This is a genomic window from Streptomyces sp. NPDC050658, assembly GCF_044457025.1.
Taxonomy (GTDB): domain Bacteria; phylum Actinomycetota; class Actinomycetes; order Streptomycetales; family Streptomycetaceae; genus Streptomyces.
In genome coordinates, this window is sequence record NZ_JBITGM010000005.1 from 66,759 (window position 1) to 85,154 (window position 18,396).

The window sequence follows — 18,396 nt, forward strand, 5'->3', positions numbered from 1 at the left end:
TTCTGTGGCAGCACTCCGCAAGCCCCTGCCGGGGCTGTCTGTGCTGGTCAGGGGCTTGCCGGGGTTATTTCTGTGATTCTGTGGTTTCTGTGGCGGGGGTCAGGCGGTCGGGTCGGTCAGCCGGGGGTGGATGAGGTAGCGGGGGGAGGGCGGCCGGCCGCGTCCTCCGGTGCGCTGGACGGCTTGGGCGCGCACGTAGCCGTGGTCTTCCAGCAGGGCCAGCACGGGGTCGAGGTCGTTGGCGGTGCGGAACTCGGAGCGGGAGAGCTTGACCATCAGGTCCCGCTTGCTGACCTCACGCCACCCGTGGGCGTGGAGTACTTCCAGCACGGTGCGGGCGCGCTCGACGATGCGGTCGGCGCCCATGGAGTCGAACGCGGCGAGGCTGTGGCTGATGAAGTACTCCGCCAGCCCGATCGCGTCGCGCATGGTCGCTTCCGCCACGGGCACCATGTGCCCCTTGGTGAGGTGTTCGGCGAGGTGGAGCAGGGCGGCCATGCGCGCGGTGGCGCCGACCAACTTGCCGCCCCAATCGCCGATCTGGCCCATGATGCCGCCGCAGGCTTCCAGCATCGGTTCCACGCGCGCCTGAAAGGCTTTCAGGGCGGCGACCGCCTCGGGGGTGAGCTGGATGAGGGCCGGATCGGTCCACTCGGCGAGGAACAGCGTCAGGTCGAGGACGTGACGCCGGTAGGTCTCCATCACCTGCTCGGGGATGGGGTCCGGCTCGATCTTGCGGCGGCCGACCAGCGACTCGGGAACCGAGTAGAGGAACCTGCCGAGCAGGCCGCGGCCCTTGAACCCGTCCTGACGTCCGATGTCGTCCAAGACCTGCGGCTGCACGCACAACCCCATGGTGAGGGCGGGGTGTTCGATGTATTCCTCGCGGGTCTGCCGGTCGACCTTGAGCCGGTCTCCGGCATGGCCTTTGAGGAAGACGCCCATGTTGGGCTTGCCGGAGTAGCGTCCGGCGATGATGTCGAAGATGTCGCCCTCCGCGGACATGACGGAGATCCGGCCGCCCTGCTCCGCCATGCGGGAGGTGACCGTCTCGGCGGTGGTGTCGTCGGCGAGCAACTGTGGTTTGGCCGGCACGCTGACGCTCTCCGCGGTCTGCGCCAGCGCGATCGCCGTGGAGACCAGTTCATCGCGCTCGTCCGCGCTCGCGGATGCCGCCTTGGCGGTGGCCTTGTCGGCTGCCTCCTTGGCGAGCCGTGCGGTCATCTCGGCTTCCACGATGGCCGGTTGGGTCAGCGTGCGGAGCTGCTGTTCGGCCTCGTACAGCGGGTCGGTGAGCAAGCCGAACACGGCGGATTTGCGGTTGGCGGGCGGCAGGGAGACGACGACGTAGAGGTTGGTGGGCTCGCGCCAGTGCCCGCGCACCTGCACCACTGCCCTGCCGCCCGCCGCGGTGGCGAGCACGGACAGTGCGATGCATCCGGCGAGGTCGACGGGGGTCTGTGTCTCCTCGGCGACCGCGGCCACGAACTCTCGCAGCCAGCCCGGCAGCGAGGCGGTGGGGAAGGGGGCGAGCTTGCGGGGTCCGGCGAGGGGGACGGGGTCCTCCCACACGGGTGCGGGCGGTTCGTCGAGGGTGGGCAGTCCGGCCCACAGGTCGGTGCTGTCCACAGGCTGTGCGGTCATGAGACTGTCCTCCCTTCGGTGGGATCGCCGGTGTGCGGGTCAGAGCCGAGAGCAGTGCGGACGCCTTCGGCGACGTTCCTTCGGTCGCCTACGGTGGCCCGTGGAGCGGCCTGTGTGGCGTTCTGACGTTGTTTCGGGGGATTGAAGGGCTTATAGGTCATGCGGCGCCCCTCTCGGCCGCGCTGAGGCCGTTGGTGACCGCGCGGCGGGCGTAGGGCTCGGGGACACCTACCGAGACGGCCGCGGCCACGATCTCTTCCCCGATGGCGTCCAGTCCGCACGGGCCGGGGCATGCGGTGTGCTGTGCGGCGAGGAACCGGGCCACGCCGAACGCCTGTGATCCGGCGCCGGATTCGACGCGGGAGCGCACGAGGGTGAGGCCGCGTTCCAGGCCGGTGCGGACGTAGCCGTCGGTGTGGCGGCATCCGGTGGCAACCGTCCGGTCCCACGTGGCGCGCTCGGGGAGGGAAGAGACCACCTCCCCGCGGGCGGGGGTGGTCTCTTCCCTCACCAGCAGAGCGCGGACGGCCGGCGGCAGATCGGCCATGCGGCCGGCGCCCGGACCGAGCCAACGGGCGTACGACATCAGGGACTTGATGTCGACGCCCGACCGGACCGCGTTGTGCGAGCCCATGACGCCCCGGTAGAGCCAGTGCTCACCGCGCGTCGTCGCCACCGTTCGGGTGGCGGGCAGGGTCTCGCGGGCCCAGGCGACAGCCCGCCCGTTGTCGAGGTCGACCACGGTCAGCCCCGCCCCTCCGGGGTGGTAGCCAACACAGACCGCCCGCTCCCAAGCCGCCCCCCACAGAGGGGAGACGACGACGTTCCGGTCGGCGGTGGCTGCCGCCCACGCGTGGCAGGGGGCAGGGCATCGGCAGGCGCCCGCGCGCTTCATGTTCGGCCGGCCGCCGCACGCGTTCTTGGCGCACGCACGGCAGTTCCCGAACGGCACCTTGCCCTGACGTAGCGGCAGTACCGGCACACCGGCCACAGCGAGTTCAAGCGCGGTGAGCAGGTGGGAGCGGGTGGCGGTCATGCCGCCCTCCCTTCCAGGCGCGCGGGGACGTGTGCGCCCAAGAGCAGGCCGTAGGCGTGGTGGGCCTGTTGGGGCACCACGCCGTTGCCGAGGATCTTCAGTTGTTCCCTGCGGGGGATGTCGGGCACACCGGTGACCCAGCCGGCGGGGAGCCCCATCATCCACTCGACGAACTGAGGGGACAGGCGGCGGTTGCCGCGGGTGCCGGGTTCGGTGGGCAGGGGTGCCGGGCGCCCCAGGACCCGCTCCCATCGACGAATCGCCAACTCGTACTTGCCCCACTCCTGATCAAGCTGTTCGGGCTGCCAGGACCGGGGTGCCTCGCTCCACGTGCGCAATTCTCGCGGAAGGGTGCCGTCTGCGATCTCGATCGCCTGCTCCAACGAGGGGGCCGAACGGGAGCGCCGTGCCATGGCCGACCGCCGGCTGGTGCGGTCGGCGGCGGCGCGCGGGGTCGGCAGGAGGTGTACGACGGCTCCGGGCAGGTAGTAGTTGCCCTTCGCGTCGCGTTGGTTGGGTCCGCCGTGCGGTCCGTCGGACGCCTTAGGGGTGGGCAGGAGGCTCAGTCGGTGGGCGGGGGCAGCTTCGTGACGGCGGTGCGCAGGTTCAGTCCGCCCCTGCGGTTCGGCGATGTTCCGGGGCCGCCAGTGCCGTCCGAGCTGGTCGGGGTCGGCATCAGCGGGATGGGCAACTGCGAACCAACGATCCCGCGGGTGCGGGGCGCCGACCTCGGAGTCACCAGCTCGTAGACATGTCCACCGCGCGTCATACCCGAGCGCGGCCAGGTCTTGGGCGACGACGTCCAGCCCCCGCGAGCGGAGCGCCGCCACGTTTTCCAGGAAGACGACGCTCGGTCGAACGACGCCCACAGCCTGAGCGACGTTTTTCCAGATACGCGACCACTGGCCATTGATCCCGTCCTTTCGTCCAGCGTTGGAGATGTTGCGGCAGGGGAAACCGGCGCCGATCACGTCGGGCGCGTGCACATCGCGGACCTGGTCCCAGTCCACGGCGGTGATGTCCCCGAGGTTGGGCACCCCGGGGTGGTGCGCGGTGAACACCTTGGAGGCGTGCGCGTCGTTCTCCGCGAACGCGACCGGCTCACCGCCGGTCCCGGCGCGGATCGCCTCTTCGAGCCCGCCGTAGCCGGCGCACAGCGCCAGCAGGCGCGGCCGGGTCTGGTCTCGCCGGATGGGGGTGGGTTGGGTCATGCTGGGGGTCTCCTGTTTCTGTCGAAGGGACGGAGAACCGGGGCGGTCGCGGTCTTTGGCGAGAGGCGACCGCCCCAGCCACAGCTACTGCTCGGCGCTGAGCGAGTGGGCGTACTGCTGGCGGACGTAGGCGCGCGGGTCGTAGAACGGGCCCGCCTGGTCCATGTCCAGCAAGAACACGGCCGCCGCGTCAGCGGTCGCCGTGGCGTCACCGTCCGGGGCGTCGGGCTCGTCCAGGAGCGCGATGCGGTCCAGCAGCGCGGCCTTGCGCAGGTAGAAGTCACGCCCCAGCTCGGTGAAGCACTCGCTGTGGGCGAGGGTGCGCGCGACCCAGCCGATCTCGCTGTTGATGCTGGGGGCGCTGGCGTACGACTCCTCGGGGGTGGGCCAGGATGCGGTGGGCTCTGCGTCGGCGGGCTTGTACTCGGCACGGGCGTAGAGGCGGTTCCGCTTGCGGTCACGGGAGGGGTAGACACTCACGGTGCCGGTCGTGAACGTGCGGTCCAGCGCGGCGACGATCGGTTCGGTGTCGGCGGGGTCGCAGATGATGCGGATCTCGAACATGGCTTACTGCTCCTTGCTGGTCTCGATGGCGGGCAGGTGCGGCAGACCCGCGGCCTCGACGGTCCGAGGGTCGAAGCCGGGCAGCGTGGCGCGGGTGACGAGTGCCTGCGCGAGCTGTTCGGCGTAGGTGGCACCGGTGCGGGCCACCTCGATCTGTGTCGTGGCGCGCAGGGTCTCGACGCGCTCGACGTGGGCGTACTTCTCGCGCCGCTCGGTCATGTCCCGCTCGTGGGCGACGCGCTCGCGCCGGTCGGTGCGCCAGTAGCGGGCGGCGAGTCCGTAGGCGCCGGCGGTGGCCAGGGACCACAGCAGCAGCGGCAGCGACAGTCCGTCGGAGTATCCGGCGACCCCGGCGAAGGCGAGCGCGCCGGACGCGGCGAACGCGGTCCCGACGAGTACGGAGTCTCCGGTGGCGTTGCCCGCGACCACACCCGCGGCAGCGGCCCCAAGGGACAGCGCGGCCATGAGTACGGCGTTGCCGACGGAGTGTTCGGCGCCGTTGGCGTTCCAGATCCGGGCGAGTGCGAGCACGGTCGTGGTGGCGATGGCGGGTGCCGCCTTGGGCGCGGCAGCGGCGAGCCAGTGCCGGGCGGTGGTGGGGTCGTTCACGAGGATCTCTCCTGTCACTTGCCGAGGGCGGAGAGGGCGTCTGCGGATGCCTGCACGAGGTTGTGGATGGGCTCGTACGCGCCGGTCCCGGCGGCGAAGAATCCGAACAGGAAGAGCGCGACGGCGGCGCCGCCTCCGGCGGAGCGGGTCTTGACGGCGAGGGCGGATGCGGCGCCGAACAACAGCACGGCGGAGATGTTCAGGATCATCAGGAGTCCTCCGGACGGGCGGGGTTGGTGAACCGGGCCTCCATGTCGGTGGCCAGGCGCTGGAGGTCGGCGACGATGAGCGGCGCCGTGCGGAGGCGGGCTTGTGAGTCGGCGGGGAGGAAGTCCGCCGTTTCGTCGCGGCAGATGATGACGGGCGGCTGACGACGTTCGGGGTTGTGGGTCATGGCTGCTCTCCCGGGGTCAGTTGGCGGTGCCGGCGCGGTAGATGCGCGCCCAGCGGTTGTAGAGCCAGCGGCCGGCGCGGATGCGCTTGCCGGTGGCCTTGCACCGGCGACAGTCCTTGCCGCGCTTGAGGCGTCCCTTGCGGTCGGTCTTGAGCGCATGGCCCATGCCGCGGCACTTGCGGCAGTTGCCGAACGGCGAGGCCGCACACACAGCGGCGTAACACAGAGTCACGCCGAGAAGGAGAGTGATAGCGAGCAGGGTGAAGGCCATGAAGCGCCCTTCCAGGCGGGTTTCAGGGGTTTCCGCAGGTGGGCCGCTATGCGCTAGCGGCCTGATCAGCGCGGGTTTGGGGCGCTATCGGGGCCGCTATCGATAGCAGGGTGTGGCGCTATCGATAGCGGCCCCGGAGACTCAGCTCGCGTCCCGCTTTCCGTCACGCTCCGCTATCGCTGCGGTGATGTGGGTGCGGTCGATGCCGCGCTTGTTGGTGAACTTGCCTTCGATGCGGCGGCCCACCTGGACGGTGGAGACGCCGCGCGGCTTCAACGCGGCGGCGAGCGCGTCGGAGTCCCATCCGTCGTAGACCTCGGGGCGCAGTTCGGCGAGCCGCGCGACGACGGTCTCGGACCACGCCTTGGTCTCCTTGGCGGGGACGACGGCGAGGATGTCGGCGAGCAGGTCGTAGCCGGTGCTCGTGTCCGTCTCCGGCTCTTCCCCGAGCGCGTGCCCGGACAGTAGTCCGGCCTGCTCACGGGCCTTGCGGGCGCGGGCGGCGATGCTGTCGGCGCCGGGTCCGTCGACGTAGACCGAGCCCACGATCCGGGCGTCGGAGCCTTCACCCACGAAGTAGTGGATGCCCTTGTCGCCCCAGGCGAACATGGTCGCCCGCACGCCCCGCTTGTAGGCGGACGTGCCGAGCACCATGTCGTTCTCCAGCTGGCCCATGACCTTCAGGCACCAGCGGGCCGACGCGTTCGCGCTGATGCCGGTGGGCAGCGCCTTGGCGTCCGGCCGCTGGGTGGCGAGCAGGAGCACGATGCCGGTGGCCGGACCGCGCTTGACCAGGTCGGTTGCGATCTCCTCGAACTCGTCCTTGTGCTTGGGGTGTTCGAAGAGGACCTGGCACTCGTCCACCCCGATCACGATGGGGTGCAGGCCAAGGGAGCGCTTGTCGGCGAGTTCGCTGGTCACCTTCGACTCCGGGCAGATGTCCCGCGGAAGCGAGCGGATCACCTTCGTGCGCCGGCGCAGTTCCTCGCGCAGCGCCCGGAAGTCCTTGAGCGCGTACTCGATGGCGTCGTCATCGTCGCCCGCGGCGTGCCGGTGTGAGACGGCATTGCCGACCGGGTCCAGGTCGCCGGTGCCCTTCATGTCGTAGGTGTGCAGCTCGGCGCGCGGGTCCAGTGCCGCAATGAGCAGCAGGAGGCGGAGCAGGAACGTCTTGCCCATGCGCGGGATGGCGCCGATGATGCCCGCGATGTACATCAAGGTGACCTCGACCCAGCGTCCTCGCTGGTCGGTGCCGTAGGCGACGGGCTTGAACAGGTTCACCGAACCGCTGGTCAGCAGCGGCCACTTGGGCTTGCGGGAGGTCGACATGTCCTGATCGCCGACCCACAGCACCAGGTGTCCGGTGTGCTCGTTGGGGACCGCCTCGGGCCACACGCACCCGAGTGGCCGGCGCAGGCCCGAGGCGAGCCGGTCGCGCCGCTCGATGACGTCCGTGACCGTCACGCCGTACGGGAGGTTGCCCTCCGCACGCCACCCCGGACCATCGCGCGTGATCGGGGCGGTGAACTCGAAGCCATCCCGTCCCTTGCCCTGTGCCTGGTTGATGGCGGGGATGCCGAGCGAGCCGAGCGCACGCAGCACGATGTCCGAGGTGAGCTTGACCGCCTTCGGGAGCTCCACCGCGCGGTGGATGACCGGGTCGTCCGCCTTGCGGCCGGCGAACCCGAGCGCCATCACGACCGCGCTCACCGACACCGCCTGAAGCCAGTCGGGGGCAAGCACGTACATGGCGAGCGCGGAGCCGAGCCCGACGAACATCGCGAGCACGGCCACCAGGGTCCGGAGCCGGACCCGACCATCGCGCTGCCGCGACAGCTTCAGGTACTCGACCGCGTCCTCACGTCGGACCGCGGCGAGTCGGACCGGTTCGCCCTCGCGGTCGGCCACCCACCGCAGGGTGCCGCCCAGGAACTTCGCGGCCCCGGACGGAGCCTGAAGCGTGAGCCGCGCGGCGTAGACCGGCGTGCGAAGCGCGTGGTAGCCGACCGAGTGGGCGTAGTGGCGGGCCACCCATCCGGTGGCGGTCTTCAGCTCCGCCGTGGACTTCAGCCACGCCGGAACGACGTCCCGGCGCTGCGCGGCGAGCAGCCGACCGAGGTAGCCCGGACCGGCCGCCTTGGCGGTCGGAAGGTCGACCAACCGGCGGGTGGTCGGGTCGCCCGACTCGGCAGCCGACCGGCCGCTCTCGGGGTCGGCCGACGGGTCGGAGTCGGGTCGGGTGGTCGGGTCGGCCGACTCGTTGCGGGCCGATCGAGCCTTGTCGAGGTCGACCACCTCGCCCCCGGAGTCAGCCACCATTTCGGCTTCCAGCCGGTTGAAGAGTTCGTTGTCGTCGTCGGGGTGCTTCACTGAGATTCCTTCCACTTTCGGGTGAGAGGGAGAGCGGGTCCGGCCGACGCTGTAGGAGGTGAGCGGCCGGGCCCGTGGGGTTACATGCCGGGCGGGAGCGCGCTGCCGTCGGAGAACTCGAAGACCGTGACCAGGACTTCAAGGCCGGGGTCGTCGACGTAGGCAACGCGGGTGTAGACGACCGTCAACGGGGTGCCATCACGGCCGATGGTCGGATAGGCGCGGACGTCGTGGCCCCAGGCCCGGCGTCGGCTGACCTCGAACCGGGCGTAGGACGCCGGGATCACGCCGTGCACGCCGAACTTGCTGCCGGACAGGCAGACGACCCGCGCCGAGTCGGCGGGTAGCGGCCGACCGAGCGAGTCACCCGAGCCGCGGAAGAGACGGGTGATCCGTTTCAGGTTCACCACCAGCTCGACTTCCTCTTGGGCACGAGGTACGGGCAGCCGTTGTTCATGTGGTCCAGGCACGGCTGGCAGTCCTCACGGGGGCGGAGCCTGCGGTGGATGCTCCGGTCGTGGGCGTGCTGCCAGCACTGCGGGCACTGGCCCGGAGGCGTCTCCTTGGCGGCCATGGTCACCACCACCCCGAGGACTTCTTGGCGGCCTTGGCGGCGGCGGCCTCATTGACGATCCGCTGCCGCTCGCTCTGCAACGCGGTCAGCTCCCCGGTGAGCCGGGACTGCACCGACTGCCACAGCGTCTCCAACTTCCGTTCCGCGCGGCCGGTGCTCTTGCCTCGCACGACCTTGTACGAGCCTGCGGCGAGCGCCCGCATCACCGCCCGCCGCTCCTGACCGGTGAGCGGCCACATCTCTTCCTTGCGGACCGCTTCGAGCTTGCGTTCCGTCTGCCGGATCTCGCGGTCCAGGCGGCTGGTGTTGGGCTTGGCCATGGTTAACCCCTCCTCGGGGTGTCGGGGAAGGCGCAGGGCACGCACATGCCGATCGAGGTCGGGATGACGTATCCCGCATCGGTGCGGCACTGCGGGCAGGTGCGGCGGGCGCACATCGCCTTGGCGAGCGCGGCCCGCTTGCCGGGCGTCATCGGCCGGACGGGCTTGGCGCGGTCGATGCGGTAGAGGTAGGCGACCAGCGGGCCGCGCCGGTGGCGCGGGCGCAGCACCTGAGCCGCGATCGGCTGACCGCCCGGACGTAAGCCGCGGGCGCGCAGTTGGCGGCGCGTGGCAAGCCCGTCGGGGGCGTAGCGCCACGGGTAGGTGGGGATGCCGTACTGGCTTCCGGCCGGGTCGTAGCACTTGGCGAAGGCCGCGGGCATCAGGCGGCCTCAGCCTCGGTCGCCTCGCCCTCCGCGTCGTCCACGGAGTGCAGCGGGCGGCCCTCAGCGCGCTCGGACTTCAACGCGTCGCGCAGTGCACGGGCGTTGGTTGCCGAGCAGTGCACTGCGGTGCGGATGCGGTCCGCGGTCAGCTCCGCCTCGGTCCATTCCGCGGTGAGCGTGCGCGCCTCGGTCAGCAGCTCCTCGAAGGTGCGCTGTGCCTTCGCCTTGGCCTTGGTCTTGGTGGCGGGCTGCCGGCGGGGGCGCGGCTTGGGGTCGGCCGCAGGCGCCGGCGGCTCAGCCGGGGCGGGGGTGGTCTCTTCGGTGGCGGGGGCGAGGTCGCCCATGCGCAGCATCACGCGTTCGCGGCGCGGGGTCTTGGACCGCCACTTGCGGCCGTACTGCTCGCGCAGGTCGGCGCGGGCCAACTGCCGTTCCTTCTCCCGCGCCAGTGCCTCGGAGTAGGAGGTGACCTCCCACAGCGTCATGCGGCGCCACAGCGCGAAGGTGGAGGGGAAGGCGAGCAGCCAGCGGGAGAACCGGATCTTCTCCATCCGTCGGCCGGTGGCCGCGCCGATCCGCACGGCGTAGATGTGCGCGCCGATCTCGGAAAAGACCACCCACAGCAGCGGCATCGTGCCGTGGGCGACCTTGGCCGACAGGGAGTGTCCGGCCGCGATGTTCAGCCCGCACGTGATGAGCGTCAGCGCCCAGGGCACGAACCGCACCCACGCGAGCGCCATATCCATGCGGATCAGCAGCAGGTTGGCGACGGTGAAGACCGGAATGGCCACGTCGATACCGACCGGCAGCATCCACGGCGAGGTGAAGCCCCAGCTTGCAGCGGCAGCGGACACCGCATCGAAGGAGGAGATCAGTCCCAGCGCGCCGACCGCAGCGGCGGCGAGCGCGCCGATTCCGGCGAGTCCCAGCTCCGGGCGGGTCAGCGGCGGCACTCCGGGCGCGGGCGTTTCGGGGGTGGTCGTCATGCTGTGGCCTCCGTTCCGCCGGACGTACCGGGGCGGCCGGCACGGCGGTTGTTGACCGTTCCTGTCTGCGGGGTGAGGTCCAGAGCCGTCAGCCAGTCGGCGCCGGAGCGCTTGGCCGCGTACATCTGCTCATCGGCCAGGCGCAGCAGCGTGGACAGGTCGACATCGTCCGTGCGCGGGTCGTAGGCGACGGCGCCGATGGAAGCGCCCACGGCGAGCGTGTGACCGTCGACGCTCACCGGCTCTTCGATGGCTCGGGTCAGCTCATTGAGCGTCCAGGACAGATCCGCGAGGCTCAGCACTCGGGCGACAGCCGCGAATTCGTCGCCCCCGAGGCGGACCACCGTTGCCAGGTTGACGGCCGCCCACTCGGTCAGCCGTCGGCCGGTGGCCGCGATGATGACGTCTCCGGCCGCGTGCCCGTGGGTGTCGTTGATCTCCTTGAACTTGTTGAGGTCAATGACGTAGACCGCGCTGCGACCACCCGCCAGCACCTTCGTGGCACGCTCGGCGAACGCGTCGCGGGTGAGCAGGCCGGTGAGCGGGTCACGGCGGGCGGCCTCGACGCGGTGGCGCAGGCGCAGCGCATGCAGGGACCAACCGGCCGCCATCGGCACTCCGGCCGCAGCGGCGAACAGCAGCTCACTCATGCCGCACCCCCCTTGCGTGCAGTGCGCCGGCGAGCGGGGCGGACCAGGGGGACGACGTCGAACAGGTCCGGGTTCTCCTCGATGACCTGCGCCGCGATGCGGACCAGGTCGTCGGGAAAGTTCGGGTTGTCGGCGAGGATGTCGCGCGCCGCGTCCTCACGGGCGGCGCGTTCTTCGTCCGTCTCGCCCTCGACCCCGAGCCACAGCTCAACGGGGGTACCGAGGGCGAGCTCCGCGAAGTCCTCGGCAGAGATGGCCTGTTGGCGGCCGATGTACGTACGCATAGCAGTTCTCCTGACATCGAAGGGATGCCGGGGCAGTCGCGGTCTTTGGCGAGAGGCGACCGCCCCGGGAAGACGAGACCGGACCGCGTACGCGGCCGGGGGCGCGGCTACGCCGCAGTGATGGTCAGCGGTTGCGGACGCGGCCGGAGACGGTGTTGGCCGACACGTTCAGGTGCCGGGCGCCGGAGATGCGGACGTCGCCGGAGACGCTGTTGGCGCTGACGTGTCCGGCAGCGCCGCTGGTGGCCTGCACGGTGATGTCGCCGGAGGTGGTGCCCAGGGTCGCGCCGCGGCCGTCGTACAGGTCCACGTCGACGTCACCGGATACCGACTGTGCGGTGATCTGGTCGGTGACGCGGCCGGCGTGGATGTCGCCGGAGGTGGTGTTAGCCCGCAGTTCTCGGACGCCGTCGGCGTCCAGGTCGCCGGAGACGGAGCGGAACTCGATCCGGTCGACGTAGCCGAAGACCGCCGCGTCGGCGGACTGCGAGACCACCGCGATGGAGGAGCGCGGGGGCAGGCACACCGTGGCCTCGATCGGGCTGACGGTCTGCATGCTGTTCGTGCCACCGGAGACGACGCGGCCGTTGATGATGGTCATGCCGGTCACCGAGCCGTGGACCGTGCCGAAGTTCTGCACGATGCGGTTGCCGCGTCGGCTCTGCACCATCACGTTGCCGGGCATCTCCGGCACCTCGATACCGAATGCCTGCCCGTTCTGCGTGCTGCGGGCGCGGTTCACGGCGTCGGCCGCCGGCCCCGTGGCGTCGTCGGTGCGCAGGACCACGCGGGCAGTCGTAAGGCTGTCGATGACCTGGACTCGGACGCTGCCGACCGGCAGCGAGATGCCCAGCACGATCGGGCCGGAGGTGTTGGAGTCGAAAACGCGCTCGGTCATGGAAGAGCTCCAGGAAGTCGATGGGACGTGCGAAGTGCCGGGGTAGTCGCGGTCCTTGGCGAGAGGCGACCGCCCCGGATGAGACCCCGAGCCGCGCATGCGGAGGGGTAGCGCCCCGTCCGGGAGTCGAACCCGGCTTGCCGTCGGGGCTGTTGAAGGGGCAGGACGTCAGCGCTGGACGACCGGCTTGCCCAAGTCGCGGTGTCGGACGCTGACGGAGTGCCCTGCCGCGGTCAGCCGCTCAGCGAGTGCGCGAGCGAAAGTGGGGGCGCGGTGACGGCCGCCGGCGCATCCGTCGGCGACGGTGACCGTTCCGGCGCCTGGGCCAGAGGCGAACGCGGAGACCGCCGCGGCGGTGGCCTCGACCAGGTCCGTGATGCCGGGCGTGTTGAGGACGGCCGTGCGGACCGGCTCGTCGTCGGCAGTCATGTACCGGAGTTCCGGCGACACGTGCGGGTCGCGGAAGTGGTGGCGCAGGTCGATGGTCAGGTGTGCCGTGGGCGGCTCGGCGTGCAGGTAGCCGAACGAGACGATCTCAACAGCAGCGCTCATGAGTACTCCCGGGAAGCGAAGGGGCGTTCCGGCTCCCCTCAGCCCCGCTCGTGCGAGACGAGCGGAGGAGGCAACCGGCCGCAGGCAACTGCGGTGGCTAAGTGGTCTCGTTTCGGGGACGCGGCTGCCGGATCAAGGAACAGCTCGCTAGGGCCCCGTTGTAGGCAGAGACCTGACCTTTCGGTCTGCCATCCGGACTGCCAAGGGATCGCCTAAAACAGGCGACTGTCCGGTGCCCTCCCCCCGTCCAACGCGGGGCTCCTGGTCGTGCGCCCGCTCGGTTCGCTGACGCGACCCGAGCAAGAGGAACATGTATTACATGTTCCTCATCTTGCAGAGAGAGGTTCGCTCCGTCAAGCCCTTCGGCTGTTGGAGGTCTGCGAGCCCCTCGCGCTCGATGTACCTACAGACTGGCGTCGGCAGCGACGACGTTCGACTTCGCGGTTGCGCGGCTCAGGTCGTTCTTAGCTACCGTGAAGTCGAACCAAGTCGTCCCAAGAGGTGGGAGGTTGGCATGGCGAACGAGCGACTACGCGGCGCGATAGTGGACTTGGGCCTGACGCTCGATGAGGTCGCCGAACGACTCGGGGTCGCGGCCAAGACGGTCGAACGATGGATCAACGAACCTGAGCGCAAGCCATATCGCCGCTTCCAGTTCGCAACAGCATCGCTGTTGAGGTGCGAGGTGTCGTACCTGTGGCCGGATGAGCGCACGTCAGCTGAGGTCGCGGCCGCTGGCAACGCGGAGTTGGTCAGGCTCTATCCGCACCGGTCCGTCGTGATGCAAAACCTCTGGACGAACCTCTACTCCAAGGCGACCCGTCAGTTTGACCTGTTGGTGTACTCCGGGTTCTGGCTCACGGAAGACGCGTCGTTCCACCGCATCGTGAAAGAGAAGTCAGCCGACGGAGTGCCCATCCGCTTCATCCTGGGAGAGCCCACGTCGCCGGCCGTGGCGGTGCGCGGCGAGGACGAAGGGATCGGCGCGGCGATGGCTGGCAAGATCCGGAACGCCCTCATCAACTACGGCCCGCTCTTCGGCCTCCCCGGAGTGGAGTTCCGGCTGCACGGTACGACCCTCTACAACTCCATCTACCGGGCCGATGACGAGATGCTGGCCAACGGGCACCTCTACGGCGTCGGCGCCTACATGGCCCCCGTGCTGCACCTGCAACGCGTGCCCGGCGGTGAACTCTTCGACGCCTACGCTGAGAGTGTTGAGAAGGTCTGGGAATCAGCCCGCCCGATCTCTTCACCTGCCGATTGGGAAGGCACTGCCTGATGAGCCGCATCGACTACTTCCGCGACCCGGACGCCCCCCAGGCCAACTCGGTGGTGCCCTCGGTCACCGCGGTCGTCCGAGACGACGCGGGGCGGTTGCTGCTGATCCACAAGACGGACAACGATCTGTGGGCACTGCCCGGTGGTGGCCACGACATCGGCGAGCGCATCGGAGACACCGCCGTCCGTGAGGTCGCGGAAGAGACCGGCATCGACGTCGAAGTAGACAGCATCGTGGGGCTCTACACCGACCCTGAACACGTGCTTGCGTACGACGACGGAGAAGTCCGGCAGCAGTTCTCCATCTGCTTCCGAGCCCACCCAGTCGGCGGCTCCCTGCGTACGAGCAGCGAGTCAAAGGAGGTCCGCTGGGTCGACCCAACGGACCTTGATGGGCTGGACATTCACCCGTCGATGATGCTGCGCATCCGCCACGGTCTCGATGACACGCGGCGGGAGCCCTACATCGGCTAACTGTCAGCAGAGACCTGCGCCAACCGGCCCTCAACACGCTTCGCCGCCGCGTGGATCTCCGGGGCCGCACGCTGGATGAACCGCCCGACGATCGTGTCCGGACCGTACCGGTGCACGATCTCATTCAGCCGCTCGGTCGAGGTGGTCGGCGTCCCATCGGGCGTCGTCGTCATGTCGCAGTACAGCAAGGCATCGACCAGGTCCGGACGCTCTAGCTCGAACTCTCCCTCTAGCTCTTGCCTCAGCCCGCGTTCCTCTGCTTCCAGCAAGGCGCAGGAGTGGTGGGCCACAAGGCGAACAACCCGCTCGTCTGCCTTCTCCTGGTCTCGGAGGAACCGCGCACCGTCCAAGGGGTGAAAGCCGGTCGTGGCGATGGCCGGCGAGTACCCGATGTCATGCAGCACCGCAGCGGCTTCCAGCAACTCGGCATCATCACCCATGATCGGGCCCAAGGAGCGAGCACGCTTTGCGACCCCCAGCGAGTGCGCCCACCGGCGCGGGAGCGGATCGGACAGCAGCGATTCGGAGAGCGAGTACGCCCACTCAGTCAGTCCCATGGCGGCCAAGACTACGGCCGGATGGTGGGCGTCGGGAGGGCGCGCACCGTTCGCCCCCTGCCGTGGACGGTGGCGAGCAGGCCGTTTCCCTCCATCTGAGCAAGAACACGCCGCACGGCAGTCCGGGAGGCTCCGAACCGCTCGCACAGCTTCGCCTCGGACGGGTATGCGTCGCCAGCCAACAGCGAATCCTCGGCGATCAGGTCTGTCATCTTCTCAGCGAGGGAGCGTTGGTCACCGCCCCGGGCGACGCGCCATCCGATGCCCGGAGCCGACACAACAACGCCATCAGCTTCGAGCACCTTGAGGGCACGGCGAACGGTGTTGCGGGAGACCCCGTGGGAGCTCATCAGAGCGGCCTCTGACGGCAAGGTCTCACCGATGTCCCCCGACTCAATCTGCTGACGCAGCGATTCAGATACCTGCAAGTACGTACCTCGCGGACTGGCCTGCGGCACGTGGCTTCCCCTTCCTCGGCCTCACCAACGTCTTCCAGCGCTGAATGTACGGTTCCAGCTTCCCACGCTAGGGGCGTCAGTTGTTTCCGAGCCCTCCATCACTCCCGTGATCAGGGTTCCTCGCTGAAGCCCGAAGTGCTTCACCCGCCGTTCCACTCTGCTCCCGCACCATCTGTCAATGGGTTACCCAAAGAACGAAAAAGCGCTTCGACCGCCCCTGTTGACACATCACGGTCCACTTGCTCGTTCGTTACGATTCCTCTCGGTGAAGCAACTTCATCTTCGATCGGATCAGGGTCGTCCTCGTAAAGCAAACGGTGGCTCCGAAGAACTCCCCGCGACTCCGGCAGGACACTGTCAAGTAGCGTCTCAAGGTCATCAAGAATTTGCACCCAATTAGATCCGCCTGGAGCATCCTCAATCCGAGAGCCGAGTTCCTCATCGAGCGCCTCCAAGTGAAATACGGAAGCAGCCGCCTCATGAAATCCAAGATCCTCAAATAGGTACGTGGACTCTATAAGGACATCGACGAGACCAGTCCAGTACTCGCCTGGACCGAACACCCGAAGATCCTCCGCATCCCAAGTGCCCCAAACCTCTCGGATTGCACCCCGCAGCGCTTCAATATGGAAAGACCAGGGAGCTTCAAATTCCCTAAACAGTGTCACATTTCGAAACGCATGATAAATCTGCTGGACCGCATCCATGGACTCGTGGAACGAGCCCGGATCTGTATCCCTCAGCAGGCCCATGAGTTTACCAATGTTCAACTCAAACCAACCGTCAAGAGCAAGTTCGCCCACCTCTTTTCCGGCGTAGCGGTCTGCTTGATAGACGACGATCTCGGCAAATGTAGAAAGCAGGTCGACAAAGACATCCGTGGGCAGAGTGAGTACGCCCCTCGGGACGACATTGACGCCCTCAAGTCGTCGATCCCACATCATACGCATTGAGATCAAAAGCGGCTGGGCACACTCGTCCATAGAAGCCCGCAGAGAATCATTTTCTAGGGAAAACAGAGAAGGTTGATACTCAAGCTCCGGCGCCCTCCCTCGATCGCACATGAGCTTTAGATCATCGAAAGAATCGGCGTGCTTGATCAAGTCAAGACAGACGAGTGACTCACGCGCAATAAGCCCGATTAGAAAATCTCGCTGACTCGGGTCAGCGAGAGTAAAAACATCGTATCCACTCACATATGAGCGCTCAATCCATGTGCCAACTAGCCGACTAATCGCATTCCAGAATTCAGTTGGCGAATAGTCATGGAGACGCGCAGTCAGTCTCTCACGCCTCACCCCCTGCGAGTCCGAGACAGCAAGGGTGGACAGCAGCAGCTGCTCAAGGGGCGAGAACGTGTTGAACGATGTTTGCCAAACCTGCTGCGGATCGTCGAGCGCGTCGTGAAGTTCCTTGACGAGCTGATGCCCCGACGTGAAATGACGCCTAGCTGTAACAAGCTCAACTATGCGGGGAGAGTAGTTTTGATGAGCGGATACCGCCCTCCACCAATCACCATTCGCCAGCTCTCGCCTAGCGCACTCGTCCAGCACGGCAAGATTCACGTGGTTGAAGAGAATCCGCGACTTCACCTCTGACGTGAGGCGCTCCACCGCGACGACCGAAGTCGGCATATGCTCCAGCAGCATACTCGTGGCGTCACTGAAACGCCGCGTGTCGTGAAGCACTTGCGATCGGCTGGTTACCACAGCAACCTTGCCTCTGGCGACAAATCCATTCGCAGAGACGTTCTTCTCCAGAATCGACGTCAGGAACTCAGCAAAGTCTTTGTCGTGATGACTGGTAGCGTGGTCGTGCAGTCGAGTTTGCCCCCACGCATCATCGAAGAAGAATATGGTCGGAGTGTCGTCTTCGAGCCACTCCCACCAGTTGTCCACAGTTCGTGGATCGACAATAACTCGATACCCTCGCCTCCACCACTGCAAGATTAGGTACTCTGCGACAGCGGTCTTACCAGCGCCGGGCGAACCGGTCAGGAGTACCACGCCCGTGGATTCCAGTGCCTTATCTGCCCGCTCACAGGCCTCATGATGAACGAAGCGAAAATAATTCTGCTCAATGCGTCGCGCTCTCGACTGCCCCCGAAAAAATACACCTCCTGCAACCATTTCCTTAATCGCAACCGAGGACTTGAGCCACAGCTTGAAGTGCCGGCGCTCCATCTTGGGATGCAACGCAAGAAGCGCGTTGAGCCATCCTCTGCCATGGACCTCAACCGTCGCAGCACATCCTGCAAAATCGGCCCGCAGCTCCTCCTCGACACCTGGAGTGATGTCCGCAGATGTGACGAATATATACCGTTGAATGGAGCTTTCGGATCGTGACAGCTTTTCCCGCTCTTCTGCTGCCAAACTCTTCAACCTTGCCCGCGAGGCGTCCGGCGTATGCTTGCACTGGGCAATGTGAAGCAGGCCATCCTTACGGGCTTTGAGATCGATCCCCCCGTCGGGACCTACTCTGTATGTAGAAAACGGAAAACCTTCATGCACGGAGAGCAAGTCTCGGATTAGCACTTCAAAGTCGTAGGGGGAGAGGTCCTTGAAGTCGTAGTCAGGTGAGGTCACTAGGCGCCCTCCCCCTCCGCGTACCGATGCCACACACTGCTTCGCTCCAACGTCCCGACTCTCATCCCTGTGCCAGCCGGCAAGGACGGGCTACCAGCCGACCCCCGTCGACGAACCCACAGAGCACTGACACACAGCGTGCTCTGAGCTCATGCGAGCACAGCATGCCCCGCGGAGACCGGGTCCGTGCACGGTATGCGATAGGGAATCGGTCTCGCGAAGCTGTCAGTGAACGTTTTCGCAGGTCAGCAACGCCCCGGCCAGCTACAGGGGCATGCCCTCCGGAGCCGTG

The 18,396-nt window shown here is 67.6% G+C and carries 23 protein-coding genes; 2 read left to right on the forward strand and 21 right to left on the reverse strand.

Annotated features, from left to right (window positions below):
• Positions 1–99 precede the first annotated feature (99 nt).
• From ACIBKX_RS18790 to ACIBKX_RS18875, 18 genes are all read right to left on the reverse strand, one after another.
• Positions 100–1,644, reverse strand: a complete 1,545-nt coding sequence (locus ACIBKX_RS18790) for a YfjI family protein (protein WP_363275207.1) — start codon at positions 1,642–1,644, stop codon at positions 100–102.
• Between the two features lie 157 nt (positions 1,645–1,801).
• Positions 1,802–2,680, reverse strand: a complete 879-nt coding sequence (locus tag ACIBKX_RS18795; RefSeq protein WP_363275208.1) for a bifunctional DNA primase/polymerase — start codon at positions 2,678–2,680, stop codon at positions 1,802–1,804.
• Positions 2,677–3,891: a DNA cytosine methyltransferase gene (locus tag ACIBKX_RS18800; RefSeq protein ID WP_363275209.1), complete on the reverse strand. Its 1,215-nt coding sequence runs from the start codon at positions 3,889–3,891 to the stop codon at positions 2,677–2,679. Before ACIBKX_RS18800 ends, ACIBKX_RS18795 begins: the two co-directional genes overlap by 4 nt.
• A gap of 84 nt (positions 3,892–3,975) precedes the next feature.
• On the reverse strand, positions 3,976–4,455 hold the full coding sequence (locus tag ACIBKX_RS18805; protein ID WP_363275210.1) for a hypothetical protein: 480 nt from the start codon (positions 4,453–4,455) through the stop codon (positions 3,976–3,978).
• Between the two features lie 3 nt (positions 4,456–4,458).
• Positions 4,459–5,064: a hypothetical protein gene (locus tag ACIBKX_RS18810; protein ID WP_363275211.1), complete on the reverse strand. Its 606-nt coding sequence runs from the start codon at positions 5,062–5,064 to the stop codon at positions 4,459–4,461.
• A gap of 14 nt (positions 5,065–5,078) precedes the next feature.
• Positions 5,079–5,273: a hypothetical protein gene (locus ACIBKX_RS18815; RefSeq protein ID WP_363275213.1), complete on the reverse strand. Its 195-nt coding sequence runs from the start codon at positions 5,271–5,273 to the stop codon at positions 5,079–5,081.
• On the reverse strand, positions 5,273–5,458 hold the full coding sequence (locus tag ACIBKX_RS18820) for a hypothetical protein (RefSeq protein ID WP_363275214.1): 186 nt from the start codon (positions 5,456–5,458) through the stop codon (positions 5,273–5,275). The genes ACIBKX_RS18815 and ACIBKX_RS18820 overlap by 1 nt, the downstream gene beginning before the upstream one ends.
• Before the next feature lie 16 nt (positions 5,459–5,474).
• Positions 5,475–5,729, reverse strand: coding sequence for a hypothetical protein (locus ACIBKX_RS18825; RefSeq protein WP_363275215.1), 255 nt, complete (start codon positions 5,727–5,729; stop codon positions 5,475–5,477).
• Between the two features lie 141 nt (positions 5,730–5,870).
• Positions 5,871–8,099, reverse strand: a complete 2,229-nt coding sequence (locus tag ACIBKX_RS18830; protein ID WP_363275216.1) for a cell division protein FtsK — start codon at positions 8,097–8,099, stop codon at positions 5,871–5,873.
• Between the two features lie 80 nt (positions 8,100–8,179).
• Entirely contained in the window at positions 8,180–8,509 is a 330-nt protein-coding gene (locus ACIBKX_RS18835; protein WP_363275217.1) for a hypothetical protein, read from the reverse strand.
• Positions 8,503–8,673: a pRL2-8 gene (locus tag ACIBKX_RS18840; RefSeq protein ID WP_363275218.1), complete on the reverse strand. Its 171-nt coding sequence runs from the start codon at positions 8,671–8,673 to the stop codon at positions 8,503–8,505. The genes ACIBKX_RS18835 and ACIBKX_RS18840 overlap by 7 nt, the downstream gene beginning before the upstream one ends.
• A gap of 2 nt (positions 8,674–8,675) precedes the next feature.
• Positions 8,676–8,993 (reverse strand): hypothetical protein, encoded by a 318-nt coding sequence (locus ACIBKX_RS18845; RefSeq protein WP_363275219.1) that lies wholly within the window; start codon positions 8,991–8,993, stop codon positions 8,676–8,678.
• Positions 8,994–8,995: 2 nt separating this feature from the next.
• On the reverse strand, positions 8,996–9,376 hold the full coding sequence (locus tag ACIBKX_RS18850; protein WP_363275220.1) for an RRQRL motif-containing zinc-binding protein: 381 nt from the start codon (positions 9,374–9,376) through the stop codon (positions 8,996–8,998).
• Positions 9,376–10,365, reverse strand: coding sequence for a DUF2637 domain-containing protein (locus tag ACIBKX_RS18855; RefSeq protein WP_363275221.1), 990 nt, complete (start codon positions 10,363–10,365; stop codon positions 9,376–9,378). The genes ACIBKX_RS18850 and ACIBKX_RS18855 overlap by 1 nt, the downstream gene beginning before the upstream one ends.
• Positions 10,362–11,015, reverse strand: a complete 654-nt coding sequence (locus tag ACIBKX_RS18860) for a GGDEF domain-containing protein (protein ID WP_363275222.1) — start codon at positions 11,013–11,015, stop codon at positions 10,362–10,364. Before ACIBKX_RS18860 ends, ACIBKX_RS18855 begins: the two co-directional genes overlap by 4 nt.
• Positions 11,012–11,299 carry a hypothetical protein gene (locus tag ACIBKX_RS18865; RefSeq protein ID WP_363275223.1) on the reverse strand — a complete coding sequence of 96 codons (288 nt, stop codon included), beginning with the start codon at positions 11,297–11,299 and terminating at the stop codon, positions 11,012–11,014. The genes ACIBKX_RS18860 and ACIBKX_RS18865 overlap by 4 nt, the downstream gene beginning before the upstream one ends.
• A gap of 124 nt (positions 11,300–11,423) precedes the next feature.
• The gene (locus ACIBKX_RS18870; protein ID WP_363275224.1) at positions 11,424–12,197 is read right to left on the reverse strand and encodes a DUF4097 family beta strand repeat-containing protein; all 774 of its coding nucleotides are present in this window, start codon (positions 12,195–12,197) and stop codon (positions 11,424–11,426) included.
• A 168-nt stretch (positions 12,198–12,365) separates the two neighbouring features.
• Positions 12,366–12,749, reverse strand: coding sequence for an RNase adapter RapZ (locus ACIBKX_RS18875; protein ID WP_363275226.1), 384 nt, complete (start codon positions 12,747–12,749; stop codon positions 12,366–12,368).
• Positions 12,750–13,263: 514 nt separating this feature from the next.
• Between ACIBKX_RS18875 and ACIBKX_RS18880 the strand changes: the two genes are divergently transcribed.
• Positions 13,264–14,031 carry a helix-turn-helix transcriptional regulator gene (locus tag ACIBKX_RS18880; protein ID WP_363275227.1) on the forward strand — a complete coding sequence of 256 codons (768 nt, stop codon included), beginning with the start codon at positions 13,264–13,266 and terminating at the stop codon, positions 14,029–14,031.
• Positions 14,031–14,504, forward strand: coding sequence for an NUDIX domain-containing protein (locus ACIBKX_RS18885; protein WP_363275228.1), 474 nt, complete (start codon positions 14,031–14,033; stop codon positions 14,502–14,504). Before ACIBKX_RS18880 ends, ACIBKX_RS18885 begins: the two co-directional genes overlap by 1 nt.
• Here the strand turns inward: ACIBKX_RS18885 and ACIBKX_RS18890 are convergent.
• The 3 genes from ACIBKX_RS18890 to ACIBKX_RS18900 all read right to left on the reverse strand — a co-directional run bounded on the left by ACIBKX_RS18890 (position 14,501) and on the right by ACIBKX_RS18900 (position 18,104).
• Positions 14,501–15,061: an HD domain-containing protein gene (locus ACIBKX_RS18890; protein ID WP_363275229.1), complete on the reverse strand. Its 561-nt coding sequence runs from the start codon at positions 15,059–15,061 to the stop codon at positions 14,501–14,503. The genes ACIBKX_RS18885 and ACIBKX_RS18890 overlap by 4 nt on opposite strands.
• A gap of 11 nt (positions 15,062–15,072) precedes the next feature.
• Positions 15,073–15,519 (reverse strand): winged helix-turn-helix domain-containing protein, encoded by a 447-nt coding sequence (locus tag ACIBKX_RS18895; RefSeq protein ID WP_363275230.1) that lies wholly within the window; start codon positions 15,517–15,519, stop codon positions 15,073–15,075.
• A 140-nt stretch (positions 15,520–15,659) separates the two neighbouring features.
• On the reverse strand, positions 15,660–18,104 hold the full coding sequence (locus ACIBKX_RS18900; RefSeq protein ID WP_363275232.1) for a restriction endonuclease: 2,445 nt from the start codon (positions 18,102–18,104) through the stop codon (positions 15,660–15,662).
• Positions 18,105–18,396: the final 292 nt, after the last annotated feature.

Bases quoted from the DNA above. Each gene is read 5' to 3' on its own strand.
- ACIBKX_RS18790 (WP_363275207.1), bottom strand. From the start codon at position 1,644: ATGACCGCACAGCCTGTGGACAGCACCGACCTGTGGGCCGGACTGCCC.
- ACIBKX_RS18795 (WP_363275208.1), bottom strand. From the start codon at position 2,680: ATGACCGCCACCCGCTCCCACCTGCTCACCGCGCTTGAACTCGCTGTG.
- ACIBKX_RS18800 (WP_363275209.1), bottom strand. From the start codon at position 3,891: ATGACCCAACCCACCCCCATCCGGCGAGACCAGACCCGGCCGCGCCTG.
- ACIBKX_RS18805 (WP_363275210.1), bottom strand. From the start codon at position 4,455: ATGTTCGAGATCCGCATCATCTGCGACCCCGCCGACACCGAACCGATC.
- ACIBKX_RS18815 (WP_363275213.1), bottom strand. From the start codon at position 5,273: ATGATCCTGAACATCTCCGCCGTGCTGTTGTTCGGCGCCGCATCCGCC.
- ACIBKX_RS18820 (WP_363275214.1), bottom strand. From the start codon at position 5,458: ATGACCCACAACCCCGAACGTCGTCAGCCGCCCGTCATCATCTGCCGC.
- ACIBKX_RS18825 (WP_363275215.1), bottom strand. From the start codon at position 5,729: ATGGCCTTCACCCTGCTCGCTATCACTCTCCTTCTCGGCGTGACTCTG.
- ACIBKX_RS18840 (WP_363275218.1), bottom strand. From the start codon at position 8,673: ATGGCCGCCAAGGAGACGCCTCCGGGCCAGTGCCCGCAGTGCTGGCAG.
- ACIBKX_RS18845 (WP_363275219.1), bottom strand. From the start codon at position 8,993: ATGGCCAAGCCCAACACCAGCCGCCTGGACCGCGAGATCCGGCAGACG.
- ACIBKX_RS18850 (WP_363275220.1), bottom strand. From the start codon at position 9,376: ATGCCCGCGGCCTTCGCCAAGTGCTACGACCCGGCCGGAAGCCAGTAC.
- ACIBKX_RS18855 (WP_363275221.1), bottom strand. From the start codon at position 10,365: ATGACGACCACCCCCGAAACGCCCGCGCCCGGAGTGCCGCCGCTGACC.
- ACIBKX_RS18860 (WP_363275222.1), bottom strand. From the start codon at position 11,015: ATGAGTGAGCTGCTGTTCGCCGCTGCGGCCGGAGTGCCGATGGCGGCC.
- ACIBKX_RS18865 (WP_363275223.1), bottom strand. From the start codon at position 11,299: ATGCGTACGTACATCGGCCGCCAACAGGCCATCTCTGCCGAGGACTTC.
- ACIBKX_RS18870 (WP_363275224.1), bottom strand. From the start codon at position 12,197: ATGACCGAGCGCGTTTTCGACTCCAACACCTCCGGCCCGATCGTGCTG.
- ACIBKX_RS18875 (WP_363275226.1), bottom strand. From the start codon at position 12,749: ATGAGCGCTGCTGTTGAGATCGTCTCGTTCGGCTACCTGCACGCCGAG.
- ACIBKX_RS18880 (WP_363275227.1), top strand. From the start codon at position 13,264: ATGGCGAACGAGCGACTACGCGGCGCGATAGTGGACTTGGGCCTGACG.
- ACIBKX_RS18885 (WP_363275228.1), top strand. From the start codon at position 14,031: ATGAGCCGCATCGACTACTTCCGCGACCCGGACGCCCCCCAGGCCAAC.
- ACIBKX_RS18890 (WP_363275229.1), bottom strand. From the start codon at position 15,061: ATGGGACTGACTGAGTGGGCGTACTCGCTCTCCGAATCGCTGCTGTCC.